Below are 14,188 nucleotides of genomic sequence, written 5' to 3'. Positions count from 1 at the left end.
ATATGAAAACTCGCTTTACTCCATTAGTCAAGTTGAAAAAAACTACAATGGAAAAAAGTGAGAGTTTAGTGCAAAAAGCCAATGCTGACTTAAATAGTGCGGCTATGGCATTACAAATTGCTTACAATTCTTTAGATGATATTGAATCTCCTACAAGTGGTTCAATGTCTGACTTCTTAGCATCTAGGAGCTTGCTTTCTAGCGGTAGGGGTTTGATAGAGCACAACAAAGAGTGGGTAAATTTTGCTTCAACCCAAGTTGGTCATGCTAAAGAACAACTCAAACTTGATATGATTGAGTTTGAAAAGTTTAAATATTTAGAACTTCAAGAAATACAAAAAAAGATAAAAAAGATAAAAAAGCAAGAGGCAAAAGATTTAGATGAAGTTGCTTTAATGACATACTCTTACAAGGAAAAACATTGAAATTAGTTATACTTTTTATATTAACCTTTACCTCTCTTATGGCAATTCAAACAAGTGATAGACTCTTTGACTGTACTGAAATCTTTAAAGAAAGAAAGAGTGAACTTTTAGTTGAATTAGAGCGAATAGATGAGCAAAAACAAGCTCTTAGTGCATTGAAAATTGCAACAGAAGAACTACTTTTAAAAAAAGAGGTCAGACTAAAGCAAAAAGAGGAAGTTGTAGATAGAAAATTGAGTGAAGTAACTACAAAAGAGGACTCTATTAAAAAAATGCTCAAAAGAAATGAAGAAGTTTTAAAACAAACAAAAAACATTAAAATGGATAAAATCGCTCAAACTTTTGCAAAAATGAAACCAGCAGCATCTGCAAATATTCTCTCAGATATGGACACCAAAGAAGCGGCTTCTATACTTGCTTCACTTAAACCAAAAACAGTTGGAAAAATTCTTACTAAAATGGATTCAAAAAAAGCCTCAGAACTAACATTGATTTTAGCAAGATAATCAAAAACTAATTATAATTATTGTATCATTTCTAAAAATTATTTAACAATTAGGGTTGCAATATGAAAATTTCTTTAAAAACTATACCGCATATATCAAGCAGAATCGCAATCGATTTAAATAAAAGTGGCGTTGTGACTATGACAAAGGGTCTAGAAGCAGTTGCACACGAGGCAGAAAAAATACTTCTTTTTAGTGTTAAACAAGAGATGGCCCTTGAAGATAAAGCTGATGAGATTTGTGAAGAAAATGAAGAAGAGATAGAGTTTCAGCTTGTAGATGAAAGACAATTATTTTTTATGATTAAGAAAAAATTAGCACCAGAATTTGGAGTGATTCTTAACTATGAAGAGAGATATTCAGATATTTCTCATAAGATTTTGGATGAACTTTATGAAGAAGATTTAATTCATTTTGATGTAACTGAAAATAGAATAAAAAACATCATTTATAGTGCAATAACATCTTTTATAGCAGATGCATCTGAGATGGATGACGCTGTTATGGATAAAATCCGTTCTTACAAAAAAAGATATATCCCTGGAACTGTTGAGTTTGAAATTTTATATGAAAAAATTTATAGAGAAGAGTTAAACAAAAGAGGCATGGAATAATGAAAGCCTATGTTTATCTTGAGAATGGAACTTTTTTAGAGGCAAAAAGTTTTGGAGCTGAGGATACTGTTGTTGGAGAGATAGTATTTAACACATCAATGAGTGGTTATCAAGAAATCATGTCTGACCCATCTTATGCTGGCCAATTTGTTACATTTACAATGCCAGAGATTGGAAATGTTGGTGTAAATGATGAAGATATGGAAAGTTCAAAAGCTCATGCAAAAGGTATGATAGTTAGAAAATATCAAAAAAGATACTCTAACTTTAGAGCAGAAGAATCTTTAGAAGCCTTTTTGGTCAAACACAATGTAATGGGCATTTGTGACATCGATACACGATTTTTAACTAAGATGATAAGAAAAGAGGGTGCTATGATGATGGTAGCATCTACTTCTATTAGTGACAAAGATGAACTTAAAAAGATTTTAGAAAACTCTCCTCGCATACAAGATGTAAATTATATAGAACAGGTTAGTACAAAAAAAGTTTATAAGCATGAATGCTCAACTTACTCAAACCCAGAGTTTAAGTATGAAGAAGCTCCAAGCATTCAAGCAAAAATCGCAGTAATCGACTTTGGTGTTAAACGAAATATTTTAAATGAGATTGTAAGTGCGGGCATTGGTGTTGAGGTTATTCCAAACACATTTAAAGCTGAGGATTTGATAGATAGTTACAAGTCTAAAGAAATAGATGGAGTGTTTTTATCAAATGGACCTGGTGATCCACTTGTTTTAAAAAAAGAGCAAGAGCAGATTAAAAAACTAATAGATGCTAAGATTCCAATGTTTGGCATTTGTTTAGGTCATCAACTTCTTTCTATCTCACATGGTTATGATACTTTTAAATTAAAATTTGGTCATCATGGTGGAAATCATCCTGTGAAAAATGAAAAAACAGGCTTAGTGGAGATTACTGCACAAAATCACAACTACAATGTTCCAAATAATATTATAGAAATAGCAGAAGTAACTCATACAAATCTTTTTGACAATACTATTGAAGGTTTAAAATATAAAGATTCTCCAATCTTTTCAGTTCAACATCATCCAGAAGCTAGTCCTGGACCAAAAGAAAGCCAATATATCTTCAATGAGTTTCTATCTCTAATAAAAAGATAGCATAAATATTTCTTATATTTATGTTATTTTTCCTTCTTTCTTAAACTTAAATAAAATTACCAAAGTAAACAAAAAAACCAATAAACTTTCAAATTTGTCACAAATATGTCATTTTTTAAGATACATTAAACAATTATATTGATATAGTGATAAAGTTAATTGGTTTAGTGATTTTACTAGACTTAATTGCTTTGAATCTTTAAGGAGGCTATATATGGAGAATCGTCCATTAGAGTACGACTATACGGTTGCAAAGATGTTCATGGTTTCAACAATTGTTTTAGGAATTGTTGGCATGCTCGTCGGTGTAATCTTAGCATTTCAACTTGCTTTTCCAGGGTTAAACCTGATGTTAGGTGAGGGACTTGCTGAGTATACAAACTTTAGTCGTCTTCGTCCACTGCACACAGATGCAGTAATTTTTGGTTTTACACTAAGTGGTATTTTTTCTACTTGGTATTATGTTGGTCAGCGTGTTTTAAAAGTGTCAATGGCAGAGTCAAGGCTATTGATGTTTTTAGGAAAATTACACTTTTGGTTATATCTTGTGGGAGTAGCAGCGGTTGTTGTTTCACTATTAATGGGTATTACAACTTCAAAAGAGTATGCTGAATTTGAATGGCCTATTGATATCGCTATCGTTATCGTTTGGGTTATCTTTGGTATGAGTATTTTTGGTCTTATCGGTATTCGCCGTGAAAAATCACTATATATTTCAATTTGGTATTATATTGCTACATTCCTAGGTATAGCTATGCTTTATCTTTTCAACAATATGGAGATTCCTACTATTTTAGGTACATCTGCTGCTGGTGAAACAGGAATTGGTGCATGGTATCATTCAGTATCTATGTATGCTGGTACAAATGACGCTTTAGTAGAATGGTGGTATGGACATAATGCAGTTGCATTTGGTTTTACTGTTCCTATTGTTGCAATGATTTATTACTTTTTACCAAAAGAATCAGGTCAAGCAATTTATTCTTATAAGTTGTCTTTACTTTCATTCTGGGGTTTAATGTTTGTATATTTGTGGGCAGGTGGTCATCACCTTCTATATTCTACGGTTCCTGATTGGTTACAAACAATGGGTTCGATTTTTTCAGTAATTTTGATTCTTCCTTCATGGGGTTCAGCGATTAATATGCTTCTTACAATGAAAGGTGAGTGGCAACAAGTTGCGGCATCTCCATTGATTAAGTTTATGGTTCTTGGTTCTACATTTTATATGTTCTCAACTTTAGAAGGTCCTATTCAAGCAATAAAATCTGTTAATGCAATCGCACACTTTACCGACTGGATTGTTGGGCATGTTCATGATGGTACTCTTGGTTGGGTTGGTTTCATGATTATGGCTGCACTTTACCACATGGCTCCTCGTGTATTTAAGCGTGAGATTTACTCTAAATCGCTTATGGCTACACAATTTTGGATCCAAACTTTAGGTATTGTTTTATACTTTACTTCTATGTGGATTGCTGGTATTACTCAAGGTATGATGTGGAGAGCTCACGATGAATTTGGTAACTTAGCTTACTCTTTCATTGATACGGTTACTATTCTTCATCCTTACTATGCTATTCGTGGTGTTGGTGGATTATTATATCTAGTTGGTTTCTTTATGTTCGCTTATAACATTTATAAAACTATGTCTGCTCGTCCTGTTGAAGAGTCAGAACTTCAATCAGCATCGCCTATGGGCGCTTAATAGAAAGGATTAATTATGTTTCATTGGTTAGAAAAACATCCGTTCTTTTTTGCAGTAGCGGTGTTCTTAACAATTGCGTTTGCAGGTTTAGTTGAAATACTTCCAAACTTTGCTCAAGCTTCTCGTCCGACAATCGGTACTGCACCATACTCTACTTTAGAGTTAGCAGGTCGTCATGTTTATATTAAAAATAGTTGTAATGCTTGTCATTCACAGATGATTCGTCCATTTAAATCAGAAACTGACCGTTATGGTCACTACTCTTTGAGTGGTGAGTATGCTTATGACCGTCCTTTTCTTTGGGGTTCAAAAAGAACTGGTCCAGATTTAATGCGTGTAGGTAACTACCGTACTACTGATTGGCACGAAAATCATATGAAAGATCCAGCTGCTGTTGTGCCAGGTTCAATAATGCCTGCATACCGTTGGATGTTTAGCAATGCTGCTGATATTGATACTGCTTTTGCAGAACAATTAACAATAGCACAGTTCTTTTCAGTTCCTTATAATAAACCAGTTCCTATGAAAGATGGTTCTAGTTTAGTAGTTAAGATGGGTGGTAGTGTTGCAGACGCACATGCTATTGCGTTGGCTGAAGCAAAACTAATTGTTGCAGATATGAAAGATCAAGATGTTAAAGATGCAGTGGCTAATGGTGAGATTCCTGAAATAGTTGCTTTAATTGCATACTTAAATAGTCTTAAATAGTAAAGGTTTGTAATGGATATTGCTCAGCTACAGGCTTATGGTTATTTTGGTTTAGTTGTTTTTTTAGTTATTGCGCTTTATGGTTATATATATCATTTATACAGTGCAAAAAAAGATGTTAACGGGATTGACTATGAAGAGTATAGCAATATGGCATTACACGATGATGTAGATGATACACCAGTATTGTCTTCGTCAAAGACAGAAGAGAAATAGGAGAGATATATGAATAAGCTTTATCTTTGGGGAATTATCATTACAGTAGCAATGCTTGGATTTACTTACATGTCTGTAGGTATGTCTGAGGGCGGTCTTAATGGTGATATAGTAAACATACTAACAGTTGCGGCTGCAGCTGCTCTTGTAATTATTACAGTTTTTGTTGTAATTAAGTATGTTCGTCAAATGCAAACAGATACTGCTGAAGGTCAATTGGCTGATGAGCAGTGGGATGGTATTGGCGAGTATTTAAATGAAGTTCCAAAAGGCTGGGCAATTATGTTCTTGCTTACAATGGTTTGGGGTATGTGGTATTTTACAATAGGTTATCCTGTAAATGCATATTCACAAATAGGTGAGTATAATGAAGATGTTGCAGTACATAATGCTAAGTTTGAAGCGCAGTATAAAGATATTACTGGTGATAGATTAGTAGAAATGGGAGAGTCAGTATTTTTAGCTGAATGTAAAGTATGTCACGGTCTAACGGCTGATGGTATAGATGGTAAGGCTGCAAATCTTAATGTAAGAATTGAAGCTAAAACTGTTAAATTTGCAGTAGAAAATGGTTCAAATAATCAACTACTTGGTATGGAAATGCCAATGCCTGATCGTAATGGACTTTTTAACGCTAATACAGGTGCTCTTATTACAGATGCTGAAATAGATGCAGTTTCTGCGTTCGTTGCAAATGGTATGACTGGTTCAGGTGCTGATACATTTGCTGGAACTTGTGCTGCTTGTCATGGCGAAGATGGTAAAGGTATGGAATATGTTGCTCCTAGTGTAGCTACATTTACTCCAACACTTGTTACTAATATTCTTAGTCATGGTAAAAAAGGCGCTATTGGTAAAATGCCAGCATTTGATAGACTTAATGCTAAGCAAAAAGAAGCAGTTGGTGCATACATCACTAGCTTAAGTAAATAAGGGAGTCAGGTATGAATGAAAATAGAAGCGTATTTGCTCTTGATGGAATTACAGGAATGTTAATTGCAACTGTATTGTTACTAAGTATTTTAGTTGTTCTTACAGTTTTAGGTCTTGGTGTTCAAAGTGCAAATGCAACTAATTATTATGAAATAAAAAATGAAACAAAAATAGGTTCAGGTATAGGTTTTGGTGAAGGTCATACAACATCAAAAGTATCTGATCATATTATTGATGCGAAGTAAGGAGTGTAAAATGGAAAAAATTATTACAGTCGGCCTAATTATTATGGCAGCTTACACAGCATATGTGGTTTTAACACCAAACCATTTATTTATCGGTTAGGAAGATTTCATTGAAATTTTCAAGAGGGCTTGCGGCCCTCACTATTTTTGCAGTTTTTCACACATCATTGCTTGCAGAATATTTATATAAAGATACAGTAATTTTTAACCCAGCTTTTAAAGTAGAGGTTGAAAAATTAGGTTCAGAACTGTATGAAAAAACAGGAATATCTTTAATGCTAGTTATGCTTAAAGAGATACCAAATGAAAAAGGTATAGTCGAGTATGAAAGAGAGTTGTTAAAAACTTTTTCTTCTCCAACTATCTTGCTTACATTTTCAGAGATGAACTCTAAGGTAGATATCTTAGTAAATGACAGCTCTTTATATAAGTATTTTGATAAAAAACAGGTACTAAGTCCTGTCGCTTCTCCTGTTCAAGCCTTTGTTATGGCACTATTTTATAGTGATAGTTTTGCAAGGTTTAAAGATGTGGCATCTAGTCATAGTGGTACGATAATTCCACTACTCGCAGGAAAAGCAAAAAAAGGTGAAGTCTTAGGTAAGTATAGCGCGGCTATGTTTAATGGGTATGCGGATATTGCAGAGCAAATCGCAGACTCTAAAGGTATTGTTTTGCAAAATGCTGTAGGAAATGCAAATCAAAACAGCATACTATTTGTAAAAGTATTATTTTACGGTTTTTTAGTTTATGCTATATTTATGTACATAAAACGAAGAATATTTATAAGAAGGCAAAAAATTGAGCAAAAGTAAGGGAATGATTTGGCCTTATGCCATTGGAATATCTATAGCACTAGTTTTTGGAGCTTGTATAGCAACAATTTTTATAACAAGTCAGCGTCCAGTTGAAAAAAGTGATACTTATATGATGGGTTATCATGAAGCAGATGCCAAAGCAAATGAACTACTTCAAGCTAGAATAGACTTTGATAAAGAGTATAAAGTAGAGTATGTTACTGATGGACTAAACTTAAAAAGTACGATTATAAAATATAAAATTACTAATCTTGATTTAGTAGCGATACAAAACGCAAAAATCCAAGTAGTTGTAACCAGACCAAATAATCATAAACACGACCAAACTTTAACTTCTTCAACGCTAATCGATGGCGTTTATACTTTTGAAGCGATAGAGTTGCCTGTTGAAGGTAGATGGGATATTATGGCAAAAATAAGTGTTGGAGATAAACAAAGATACTTTAATGTTAAGGCCGATACAAGAGCAAAAGAGGCATTTGAGTACTAAGCTAGAGCCTGTTAGGCTATAATGCAAGTATGAATAACACCACAATAGTTTTACCTTCTGCTCGTGCGATTCGCCACGAGCAACTATTAAACACCAAACAAACACTTTTCCTTCCAAATCATATAACAATGCATGAGTTTATATCTAAGTTATGTATAGTTAAAGATTTTAAGATTATAGATGATGATAGTAGAGTTTTACTTTTGCTTGAAGCCTCTGACTTTAACTCTTTTTCAAATCTTAAAATAGAGCGAAACTTTTTTACATTTACTAAAAATTCATCATATATATTTAAATTTTTTCAAGAGTTAGCGCACGAACTCTATGACATAAATACTCTTGATACATCTGATATATATGCCGAATATGAAGAGCATATTAGCATACTTCAAGAACTACATAAAAGGTATGAGCATCTATGCACAAAGAAAAAAATACTAGATAAAATCTTTTTACCAAAACTTTATGAATTTAACAAAGCTTATGCATTAGGACATAAAAATATCCAACTTCATGTAGATGGGCATTTGACAAATTTTGAGTTTGAACTACTTGAGAAATGTTGTGAATTTAGTAGTGTTGAGATAATTTTTAAAACATCAAAGTTTAACACTAAGATGCAAAATAAATTTTTAGAACTAGGCATAGAGTTAGATGCTGGATATGATTATAAAATATCACTAAACGCAAAAGAGATAATCTCTAAAACAAAAATCCACAAAAATAGAAATATTAGTTGTGAGTCTTTTAGTGAGGCGATACTTCAAGTTGCGTACATAAAAAAGAGAGTTTATGACTTTATGCAAAAAGGTTACGAAGCACAAAAAATAGCTGTTATATTACCAGATGAAAAGTTTGCGTATAAACTAAAAATATTTGATGAAAAACATAACTTTAACTTTGCCATGGGAGAGTCTTTTTCAAAAACAAATATATATGAAAAGATAGATGCTACTTGCACTTTAATAGAGCAAATATCTGAGGAAAATAGTGCAAGACTTTTAAGGGTTGGCGATGAGATATATAAAGAGCTATTTCCACATTATCATAAAAAGGTGCATGAAGTAGATGTTCTTAGTTTACTGCAAGGTTTTTTAGAGTTTTGCCAAACTACAAAAGAAGAAAAAAAGATATATAAGGCAGAAGTTTATACTCTTAAAAACATACTTCTAAGTATGAAAGACATGAGTATCAAATCTTTGCTATCACTCTTTTTGCAACGCTTAGCATCTAGGAGTTTAGATGATATTCGTGGTGGAAAAATAACTGTTATGGGAGTTCTTGAAACTCGTTCAGTTTCTTTTGACGCTGTTGTTATAGTAGATTTTTCAGATGCCAATGTTCCAAAAAGAAGTGATAAAGATATGTTTTTAAACACTCAAATAAGAGAGATGGCGAATCTTCCTACTATGAGTGATAGAGAAAATCTTCAAAAACATTACTATGAGATGCTTATAAACTCTTCAAAAGAGGTTTGCATCTCTTATGTCGAGTCTGAGCAAAGTAGTGGCTCTCGGTTTTTAAAGCATCTAGGCATAAAATCTAAAAATAGTTTTGAAAAAGAGTATGCAAAGATACTGTTTGACAAAAGAAAAGATAAAAAGCAAGAAGATATAGAGATACTAAGAGAGTATAGTTTTAAAAATGTAAAACTATCCGCGACCAAACTAAAAACTTTTTTAACATGTAAACGAAAATATTTTTATAAGTATGTTGAGGAGATAAAAGCTCATGATATACCAAAAGATATGCCTGAGGAATGGGAGATAGGAACAGCTGTTCATAATGCTTTAAACACTCTGTATTCCAAAAAACCATTTTATACAGATGCGGATGCTTTAAAAATAGACTTGGATAAAGAACTAGATGCAGTATGTGGGAAAAGTGAGTTAGATATATACCTCATCGAGATGCAAAAAAGAAAGATGATAGAGTTTGCTCATAATGAGATAAAAAGATTTCGTGATGGATATAAAGTAAAATATTGTGAAAAAAATCTGACTTGTAATTTTGCAGGTATGACTCTTAGCGGATTTGTTGATAGGATAGACGCCAAAGATAATGAGTTGTTTGTTCTTGACTACAAAACAGGAAACTACCCAATATACAACGCTAAAAACTTCACAGAAGCAACAGACTTTCAGTTGGAGTTTTACTATCTTCTAGCATCTACTTTAGGTAAGGTTTCATTTTGTGGATATTATGACCTAAAAGATAGCAAGATAGTTCCAGAGGCATTTTTAGAAGAAAAACTAGAAATTTTAAAAGCGATTATAAGTGATTTGTTAAACATAGAAGAAGTAAACTTTGAAAAATGTGAAGATACTAATAGCTGTAAGTTTTGTGAGTATAAGATTATGTGTGGGAGAGAATAGTGTTTAAAATATTACAAAATGACATGCTTTTTAACAAAAGTGCTTTTAAATGCTATGGTACTAAAAGTATCAAGGGTAGATAATATGGATAATATAGAACAAATACATCATCAATCATTTGAAGATATAAAGCAAATAGATAAAGATGGAAATGAGTTTTGGTACGCTAGAGCTTTAGGTAAACTACTTGGATATAGTGATTTTAGAAACTTTGCAAATGTAATTGAAAAAGCAATAGAGGCTTGTAAAAATAGTGGTCAAGACATCTCAGAGCACCTCGTTGAAGTCAACGAGGTGGTTTTTGGTGGTTCTGGTGTATCTAACCCTTATCCATCTTTTGCATTATCAAGATATGCTTGTTACTTAGTAGTTCAAAATGCAGACCCTAGTAAACCAACAGTAGCCAAGGGACAAACTTATTTTGCAATACAAACAAGACGACAGGAACTACAAGATGATGAGGCTTTTTTACAGCTCAAAGAGGATGAAAAAAGACTTTTTTTAAGAAATGAACTCAAAGAGCATAATAAACAACTTGTTGATGTTGCATTTAAATCTGGAGTAGAAACAAGTTTGGATTTTGCGATATTCCAAAATCATGGATATAAAGGTTTGTATGGTGGACTTGATGCAAAAGGCATACATCAAAAGAAGAAACTTAAAAAATCTCATAAGATACTTGACTATATGGGGAGTACAGAGCTAGCCGCTAATCTATTTCGTGCTACACAAGCAGAAGAAAAACTAAAAAAAGATGGTATTAAAGATAAATATAGCGCAAACCAAATACATCATGAGGTAGGAAAAAAAGTAAGACAGACCATTAAAGAGTTAGGTGGAACAATGCCAGAAGATTTGGATGTTCCACAAAAAAGTATCACTAAGATAGAAAAAGAACAAAAAAAGATTGGAAAATAATATTATGTGTGGGAGAGAGTAGTGCAAAATATCATCTATGAATATAGTGAAATTAAAGATGATAAACTTAAAAAACATATAATAGATTCTCCATCTTTACACAAATATTTTAAACCAACTTGGAATAAATTAAAATCTAAACATTATTGTGGAATCTTAAATTTTGAAGGGGAAGATTATTATTTACTTCCAAAGATTTGTAAAAAAGATGCAGAGGCAAATTTAGATATTTTTATCTATATGTTGATGAAGTCTTATGACATAAAACTTGAAAATGAAGATATGGCATCTTGTAAAAACAACTCTCATAATATCTTAGAAGTTTTTATACAAATCTTTGCAAAAAATCTTTTTAAAGAGTTTCAAAGAGGTGTTTATAAAAAGTATACAACCAAACAAGAAAATCTAAAAAAACTTCGTGGAAAATACTTAATAAATGAAAATTTAAAATACAACTTTACAAATGAGAAAATTTATTGTGAATATGATGAATTTAGTGAAGATAATAAGCTAAATAAATTCTTTTTATTTGCCGTAAAAACTTTACTTAGATATACAAAAAATAAAAAACTTTTAAAAGAGTGTGAGCTTATACTCAATGAAGTTGAGTTTAGACAGTTTGATATAACTACCTTAAAAATCAACTTTGACAGACTAAACATAAGATTTAAAGATAGTTATGAGTTTGCGATACTACTTCTTAGTAAGTCTATTCCACTGTTTGCTAAAGATAAAAAAAGTTTTGCATTTTTGTTTGATATGAATAATCTTTTTGAAAACTTTATAGGTAAAATATATGAAGATATAGATGCTTCTACTAAACTACAAACTCAAAAAGATTTTGGAAATCTACGCTTAAAACCTGACATCATAACTTCAACCATGATAATAGATACAAAGTATAAAAAAGTTAAAAACAGAGATGATTTAAACACAGCTGATAAGTATCAAATGTTTACCTATGGAACCAATTTTGAAAAACAAAATACAATGCTTTTATACCCTCAGCATCTAGAGAATGTAAGTGAAGACTTAAAACTAGGAATAGATGATAAAATGGTGGGATTAAAGATGAGAAGTATTGATTTGGAATTTAGTGGTGGGTATGGTGAGTTTTTGAGTGAGATTGGAAAAAGATTGGAGAAAATAAATTATGTATAAATTAAATGGTAAAGATATAAAGTATTTAAACAGATTGGTTTTAGAAACTGTAAAGCAATATATACAAGATAATGAAAAGATAACATACAGTGAACTCAAAGACATATTTAAAGATGATATACAAGGTTCTTATGGTGTTTTGAAAAATGAGACTGACTTAGAAAATTTAAAAAAATATGTAATAGATATTCCAAAACGATTCTTTATGAATGAGGCTGAAGTAATCCATTTAAATAATGCTGAAAAGATTTATGTTTGTAAAGGTTGGGGTGATGATTATACAGATAGTAATGGAAACTATAAAAGAGGAAATAAAAAAGCTTTTATAGAGCTAATTGATAATTTGAATTATGATTTAATAATAGACCAAAAGAATAAAAAAGATGATTCTTCTATAAAAGTTGCAATTGATAAATTTATTAACACTTTAAAGATAAATGAAAGCAATGAGCCTCAAGTTGGTTTAGAGTTACATACTCCAAGTAGAAGTAAAAAATATTATGTATATACGAATAATAATAAAAATATAATTACTAAACCTATAGATGGAAATAAACAATTTACTCAACCAATCCCAGTAATAACTAGATATATTCAAACTGGCAAAATAAATAAAGATAATGATAGTTCTTATGTTATTCCGATTGGTAATTATATTAAAGAAAATTATTTGAATACTCTAGATATAGTTAATAGTAGTAAAAAAGATATAGTTAGAAATATTATCCTATACGGTGCTCCCGGAGTTGGAAAAACTCACAATTATCAAAACTTAATATCTATGATAGAAGATAATAAAAGTCAAAAAGAAATATTTGATACTATCTCACATAATGAAAAAATAGATTTAAACAATGATGTTTTTCAAAAAATAAAAGAAGAAAAAAGAGTAGAGTTTATAACTTTTCATCAAAGCTATTCTTATGAAGATTTTATAGAAGGGTTTCGCCCTAGTGATGATGGTATAAAATTAGAAGATGGAATTTTTAAAAAACTTTGTGAAGAAGCAGGTCATAATAAAGAGCAGAACTTTTATATAGTCATAGACGAAATAAATAGAGGAAATATTTCTAAAATCTTTGGAGAACTAATCACTCTTATAGAAGAAGATAAAAGAGATGTTTATGAAGTAACTTTATCTTACTCTAAACAATCGTTTTCAGTACCTTCAAATCTTTACATCATTGCTACTATGAATTCCACAGATAAATCAATAGCAACAATAGACATAGCACTAAGAAGAAGATTTACATTTTTAAAAATGAAACCAAATTTAGAGTTAGTCACATATCCAGAGGCAAAAGATATGATGCAAAAACTAAATGAGTATATATCTAAAAACTTGAATGAAGATTATCAACTAGGGCATAGTTACTTTATGAAAATTCAAAATAATGATGATTTAGAGTTTGTCAAAGAGTATAAAATAAAACCTCTTTTAGAAGAGTATTTTTATGCTGATGAAAAAAGTGCTGATGAGATTATGTCTGAGGCTTTGAGTGATGGATAAACGATTTGATGAGTGGAATAAAATAAAAAAAGAATTAATTACAAAAGATAAAAATTTAGTATTTAAAACTAGAGAAATTTTTTGGGTAAAAGTTGGTCAAAATGTTGGATATGAAACGGATGGTAAGGGTATAGAGTTTTTGCGTCCTGTTTTAATTTTAAGAAAATTTTCTAAAGATAGTTTTTTAGGAATACCACTTACTACATCACATAAAGAAGATATGTTTCATTATAAGTTTATGCTAAATACTAATAGTAAAATAAATTATGCAGTATTATCGCAGGTGAAGTTATTTGATGCAAGAAGAATATATGTAAAATTAGGGAAAATATCTGTTGATGATTTTGAAAAATTAAAGGTTAAACTAAAAGAATTGATTTTTGAATGATATCCCCTACAAAAAGAGGGGTACTTGCTAGGCAAGTTGGTGTTAACTC

Annotated in this window: 16 protein-coding genes; all 16 read left to right on the top strand. The window is 31.2% G+C overall.

Translation table 11 applies throughout. From position 1 onward, the window contains the following. The first annotated feature begins 2 nt into the window (after nt 1–2). The 16 genes from MOV50_RS05235 (at nt 3) to MOV50_RS05160 (ending at nt 14,139) form a co-directional block, all read left to right on the top strand. Nucleotides 3–425 (top strand): flagellar export protein FliJ, encoded by a 423-nt coding sequence (locus MOV50_RS05235; protein WP_321779347.1) that lies wholly within the window; start codon nt 3–5, stop codon nt 423–425. After that, a complete protein-coding gene (locus tag MOV50_RS05230; protein WP_321779346.1) occupies nt 422–931 on the top strand; it encodes a MotE family protein in 510 nt (169 codons plus the stop codon). Before MOV50_RS05235 ends, MOV50_RS05230 begins: the two co-directional genes overlap by 4 nt. Before the next feature lie 62 nt (nt 932–993). Beyond that, nucleotides 994–1,545, top strand: coding sequence for a DUF507 family protein (locus MOV50_RS05225; protein ID WP_321779345.1), 552 nt, complete (start codon nt 994–996; stop codon nt 1,543–1,545). Continuing rightward, nucleotides 1,545–2,669 carry a glutamine-hydrolyzing carbamoyl-phosphate synthase small subunit gene (gene carA / locus MOV50_RS05220; RefSeq protein ID WP_415846379.1) on the top strand — a complete coding sequence of 375 codons (1,125 nt, stop codon included), beginning with the start codon at nt 1,545–1,547 and terminating at the stop codon, nt 2,667–2,669. Before MOV50_RS05225 ends, carA begins: the two co-directional genes overlap by 1 nt. A 214-nt stretch (nt 2,670–2,883) precedes the next feature. Next, on the top strand, nt 2,884–4,377 hold the full coding sequence (ccoN, locus tag MOV50_RS05215) for a cytochrome-c oxidase, cbb3-type subunit I (RefSeq protein ID WP_321779344.1): 1,494 nt from the start codon (nt 2,884–2,886) through the stop codon (nt 4,375–4,377). A gap of 15 nt (nt 4,378–4,392) precedes the next feature. Continuing rightward, nucleotides 4,393–5,085 carry a cytochrome-c oxidase, cbb3-type subunit II gene (ccoO, locus tag MOV50_RS05210; RefSeq protein WP_321779343.1) on the top strand — a complete coding sequence of 231 codons (693 nt, stop codon included), beginning with the start codon at nt 4,393–4,395 and terminating at the stop codon, nt 5,083–5,085. A gap of 12 nt (nt 5,086–5,097) precedes the next feature. Further along, on the top strand, nt 5,098–5,301 hold the full coding sequence (locus MOV50_RS05205) for a cytochrome c oxidase, cbb3-type, CcoQ subunit (RefSeq protein WP_321779342.1): 204 nt from the start codon (nt 5,098–5,100) through the stop codon (nt 5,299–5,301). 9 nt (nt 5,302–5,310) lie between these two features. Further along, nucleotides 5,311–6,234 (top strand): c-type cytochrome, encoded by a 924-nt coding sequence (locus MOV50_RS05200; protein WP_321779341.1) that lies wholly within the window; start codon nt 5,311–5,313, stop codon nt 6,232–6,234. Between the two features lie 11 nt (nt 6,235–6,245). Next, nucleotides 6,246–6,479, top strand: coding sequence for a DUF4006 family protein (locus MOV50_RS05195; protein WP_321779340.1), 234 nt, complete (start codon nt 6,246–6,248; stop codon nt 6,477–6,479). A 110-nt stretch (nt 6,480–6,589) separates the two neighbouring features. Continuing rightward, nucleotides 6,590–7,294 (top strand): 3-dehydroquinate dehydratase, encoded by a 705-nt coding sequence (locus MOV50_RS05190; RefSeq protein WP_321779339.1) that lies wholly within the window; start codon nt 6,590–6,592, stop codon nt 7,292–7,294. After that, nucleotides 7,281–7,787 carry a FixH family protein gene (locus tag MOV50_RS05185; protein ID WP_321779338.1) on the top strand — a complete coding sequence of 169 codons (507 nt, stop codon included), beginning with the start codon at nt 7,281–7,283 and terminating at the stop codon, nt 7,785–7,787. The genes MOV50_RS05190 and MOV50_RS05185 overlap by 14 nt, the downstream gene beginning before the upstream one ends. A 29-nt stretch (nt 7,788–7,816) precedes the next feature. After that, the gene (locus MOV50_RS05180; RefSeq protein ID WP_321779337.1) at nt 7,817–10,162 is read left to right on the top strand and encodes a PD-(D/E)XK nuclease family protein; all 2,346 of its coding nucleotides are present in this window, start codon (nt 7,817–7,819) and stop codon (nt 10,160–10,162) included. A gap of 18 nt (nt 10,163–10,180) precedes the next feature. Beyond that, on the top strand, nt 10,181–11,080 hold the full coding sequence (gene dinD, locus MOV50_RS05175) for a DNA damage-inducible protein D (protein WP_321779336.1): 900 nt from the start codon (nt 10,181–10,183) through the stop codon (nt 11,078–11,080). Between the two features lie 21 nt (nt 11,081–11,101). Next, the gene (locus tag MOV50_RS05170) at nt 11,102–12,241 is read left to right on the top strand and encodes a 5-methylcytosine restriction system specificity protein McrC (protein WP_321779335.1); all 1,140 of its coding nucleotides are present in this window, start codon (nt 11,102–11,104) and stop codon (nt 12,239–12,241) included. Next, nucleotides 12,234–13,751 carry an McrB family protein gene (locus MOV50_RS05165; protein ID WP_321779334.1) on the top strand — a complete coding sequence of 506 codons (1,518 nt, stop codon included), beginning with the start codon at nt 12,234–12,236 and terminating at the stop codon, nt 13,749–13,751. Before MOV50_RS05170 ends, MOV50_RS05165 begins: the two co-directional genes overlap by 8 nt. Continuing rightward, nucleotides 13,744–14,139 carry a type II toxin-antitoxin system PemK/MazF family toxin gene (locus tag MOV50_RS05160; protein WP_321779333.1) on the top strand — a complete coding sequence of 132 codons (396 nt, stop codon included), beginning with the start codon at nt 13,744–13,746 and terminating at the stop codon, nt 14,137–14,139. Before MOV50_RS05165 ends, MOV50_RS05160 begins: the two co-directional genes overlap by 8 nt. The last annotated feature ends 49 nt before the right edge of the window (nt 14,140–14,188 follow it).

Source organism: Sulfurimonas sp., from assembly GCF_029027585.1.
Lineage (GTDB): Bacteria > Campylobacterota > Campylobacteria > Campylobacterales > Sulfurimonadaceae > Sulfurimonas.
This window is presented reverse-complemented; position numbering and strand designations above follow the sequence as displayed.

What these genes read in the sequence shown, in the direction of transcription:
- MOV50_RS05235 (WP_321779347.1), top strand. Translation starts at nt 3, where the DNA reads ATGAAAACTCGCTTTACTCCATTAGTCAAGTTGAAAAAAACTACAATG.
- MOV50_RS05225 (WP_321779345.1), top strand. Translation starts at nt 994, where the DNA reads ATGAAAATTTCTTTAAAAACTATACCGCATATATCAAGCAGAATCGCA.
- carA (WP_415846379.1), top strand. Translation starts at nt 1,545, where the DNA reads ATGAAAGCCTATGTTTATCTTGAGAATGGAACTTTTTTAGAGGCAAAA.
- ccoN (WP_321779344.1), top strand. Translation starts at nt 2,884, where the DNA reads ATGGAGAATCGTCCATTAGAGTACGACTATACGGTTGCAAAGATGTTC.
- ccoO (WP_321779343.1), top strand. Translation starts at nt 4,393, where the DNA reads ATGTTTCATTGGTTAGAAAAACATCCGTTCTTTTTTGCAGTAGCGGTG.
- MOV50_RS05205 (WP_321779342.1), top strand. Translation starts at nt 5,098, where the DNA reads ATGGATATTGCTCAGCTACAGGCTTATGGTTATTTTGGTTTAGTTGTT.
- MOV50_RS05200 (WP_321779341.1), top strand. Translation starts at nt 5,311, where the DNA reads ATGAATAAGCTTTATCTTTGGGGAATTATCATTACAGTAGCAATGCTT.
- MOV50_RS05195 (WP_321779340.1), top strand. Translation starts at nt 6,246, where the DNA reads ATGAATGAAAATAGAAGCGTATTTGCTCTTGATGGAATTACAGGAATG.
- MOV50_RS05180 (WP_321779337.1), top strand. Translation starts at nt 7,817, where the DNA reads ATGAATAACACCACAATAGTTTTACCTTCTGCTCGTGCGATTCGCCAC.
- dinD (WP_321779336.1), top strand. Translation starts at nt 10,181, where the DNA reads ATGACATGCTTTTTAACAAAAGTGCTTTTAAATGCTATGGTACTAAAA.
- MOV50_RS05165 (WP_321779334.1), top strand. Translation starts at nt 12,234, where the DNA reads ATGTATAAATTAAATGGTAAAGATATAAAGTATTTAAACAGATTGGTT.
- MOV50_RS05160 (WP_321779333.1), top strand. Translation starts at nt 13,744, where the DNA reads ATGGATAAACGATTTGATGAGTGGAATAAAATAAAAAAAGAATTAATT.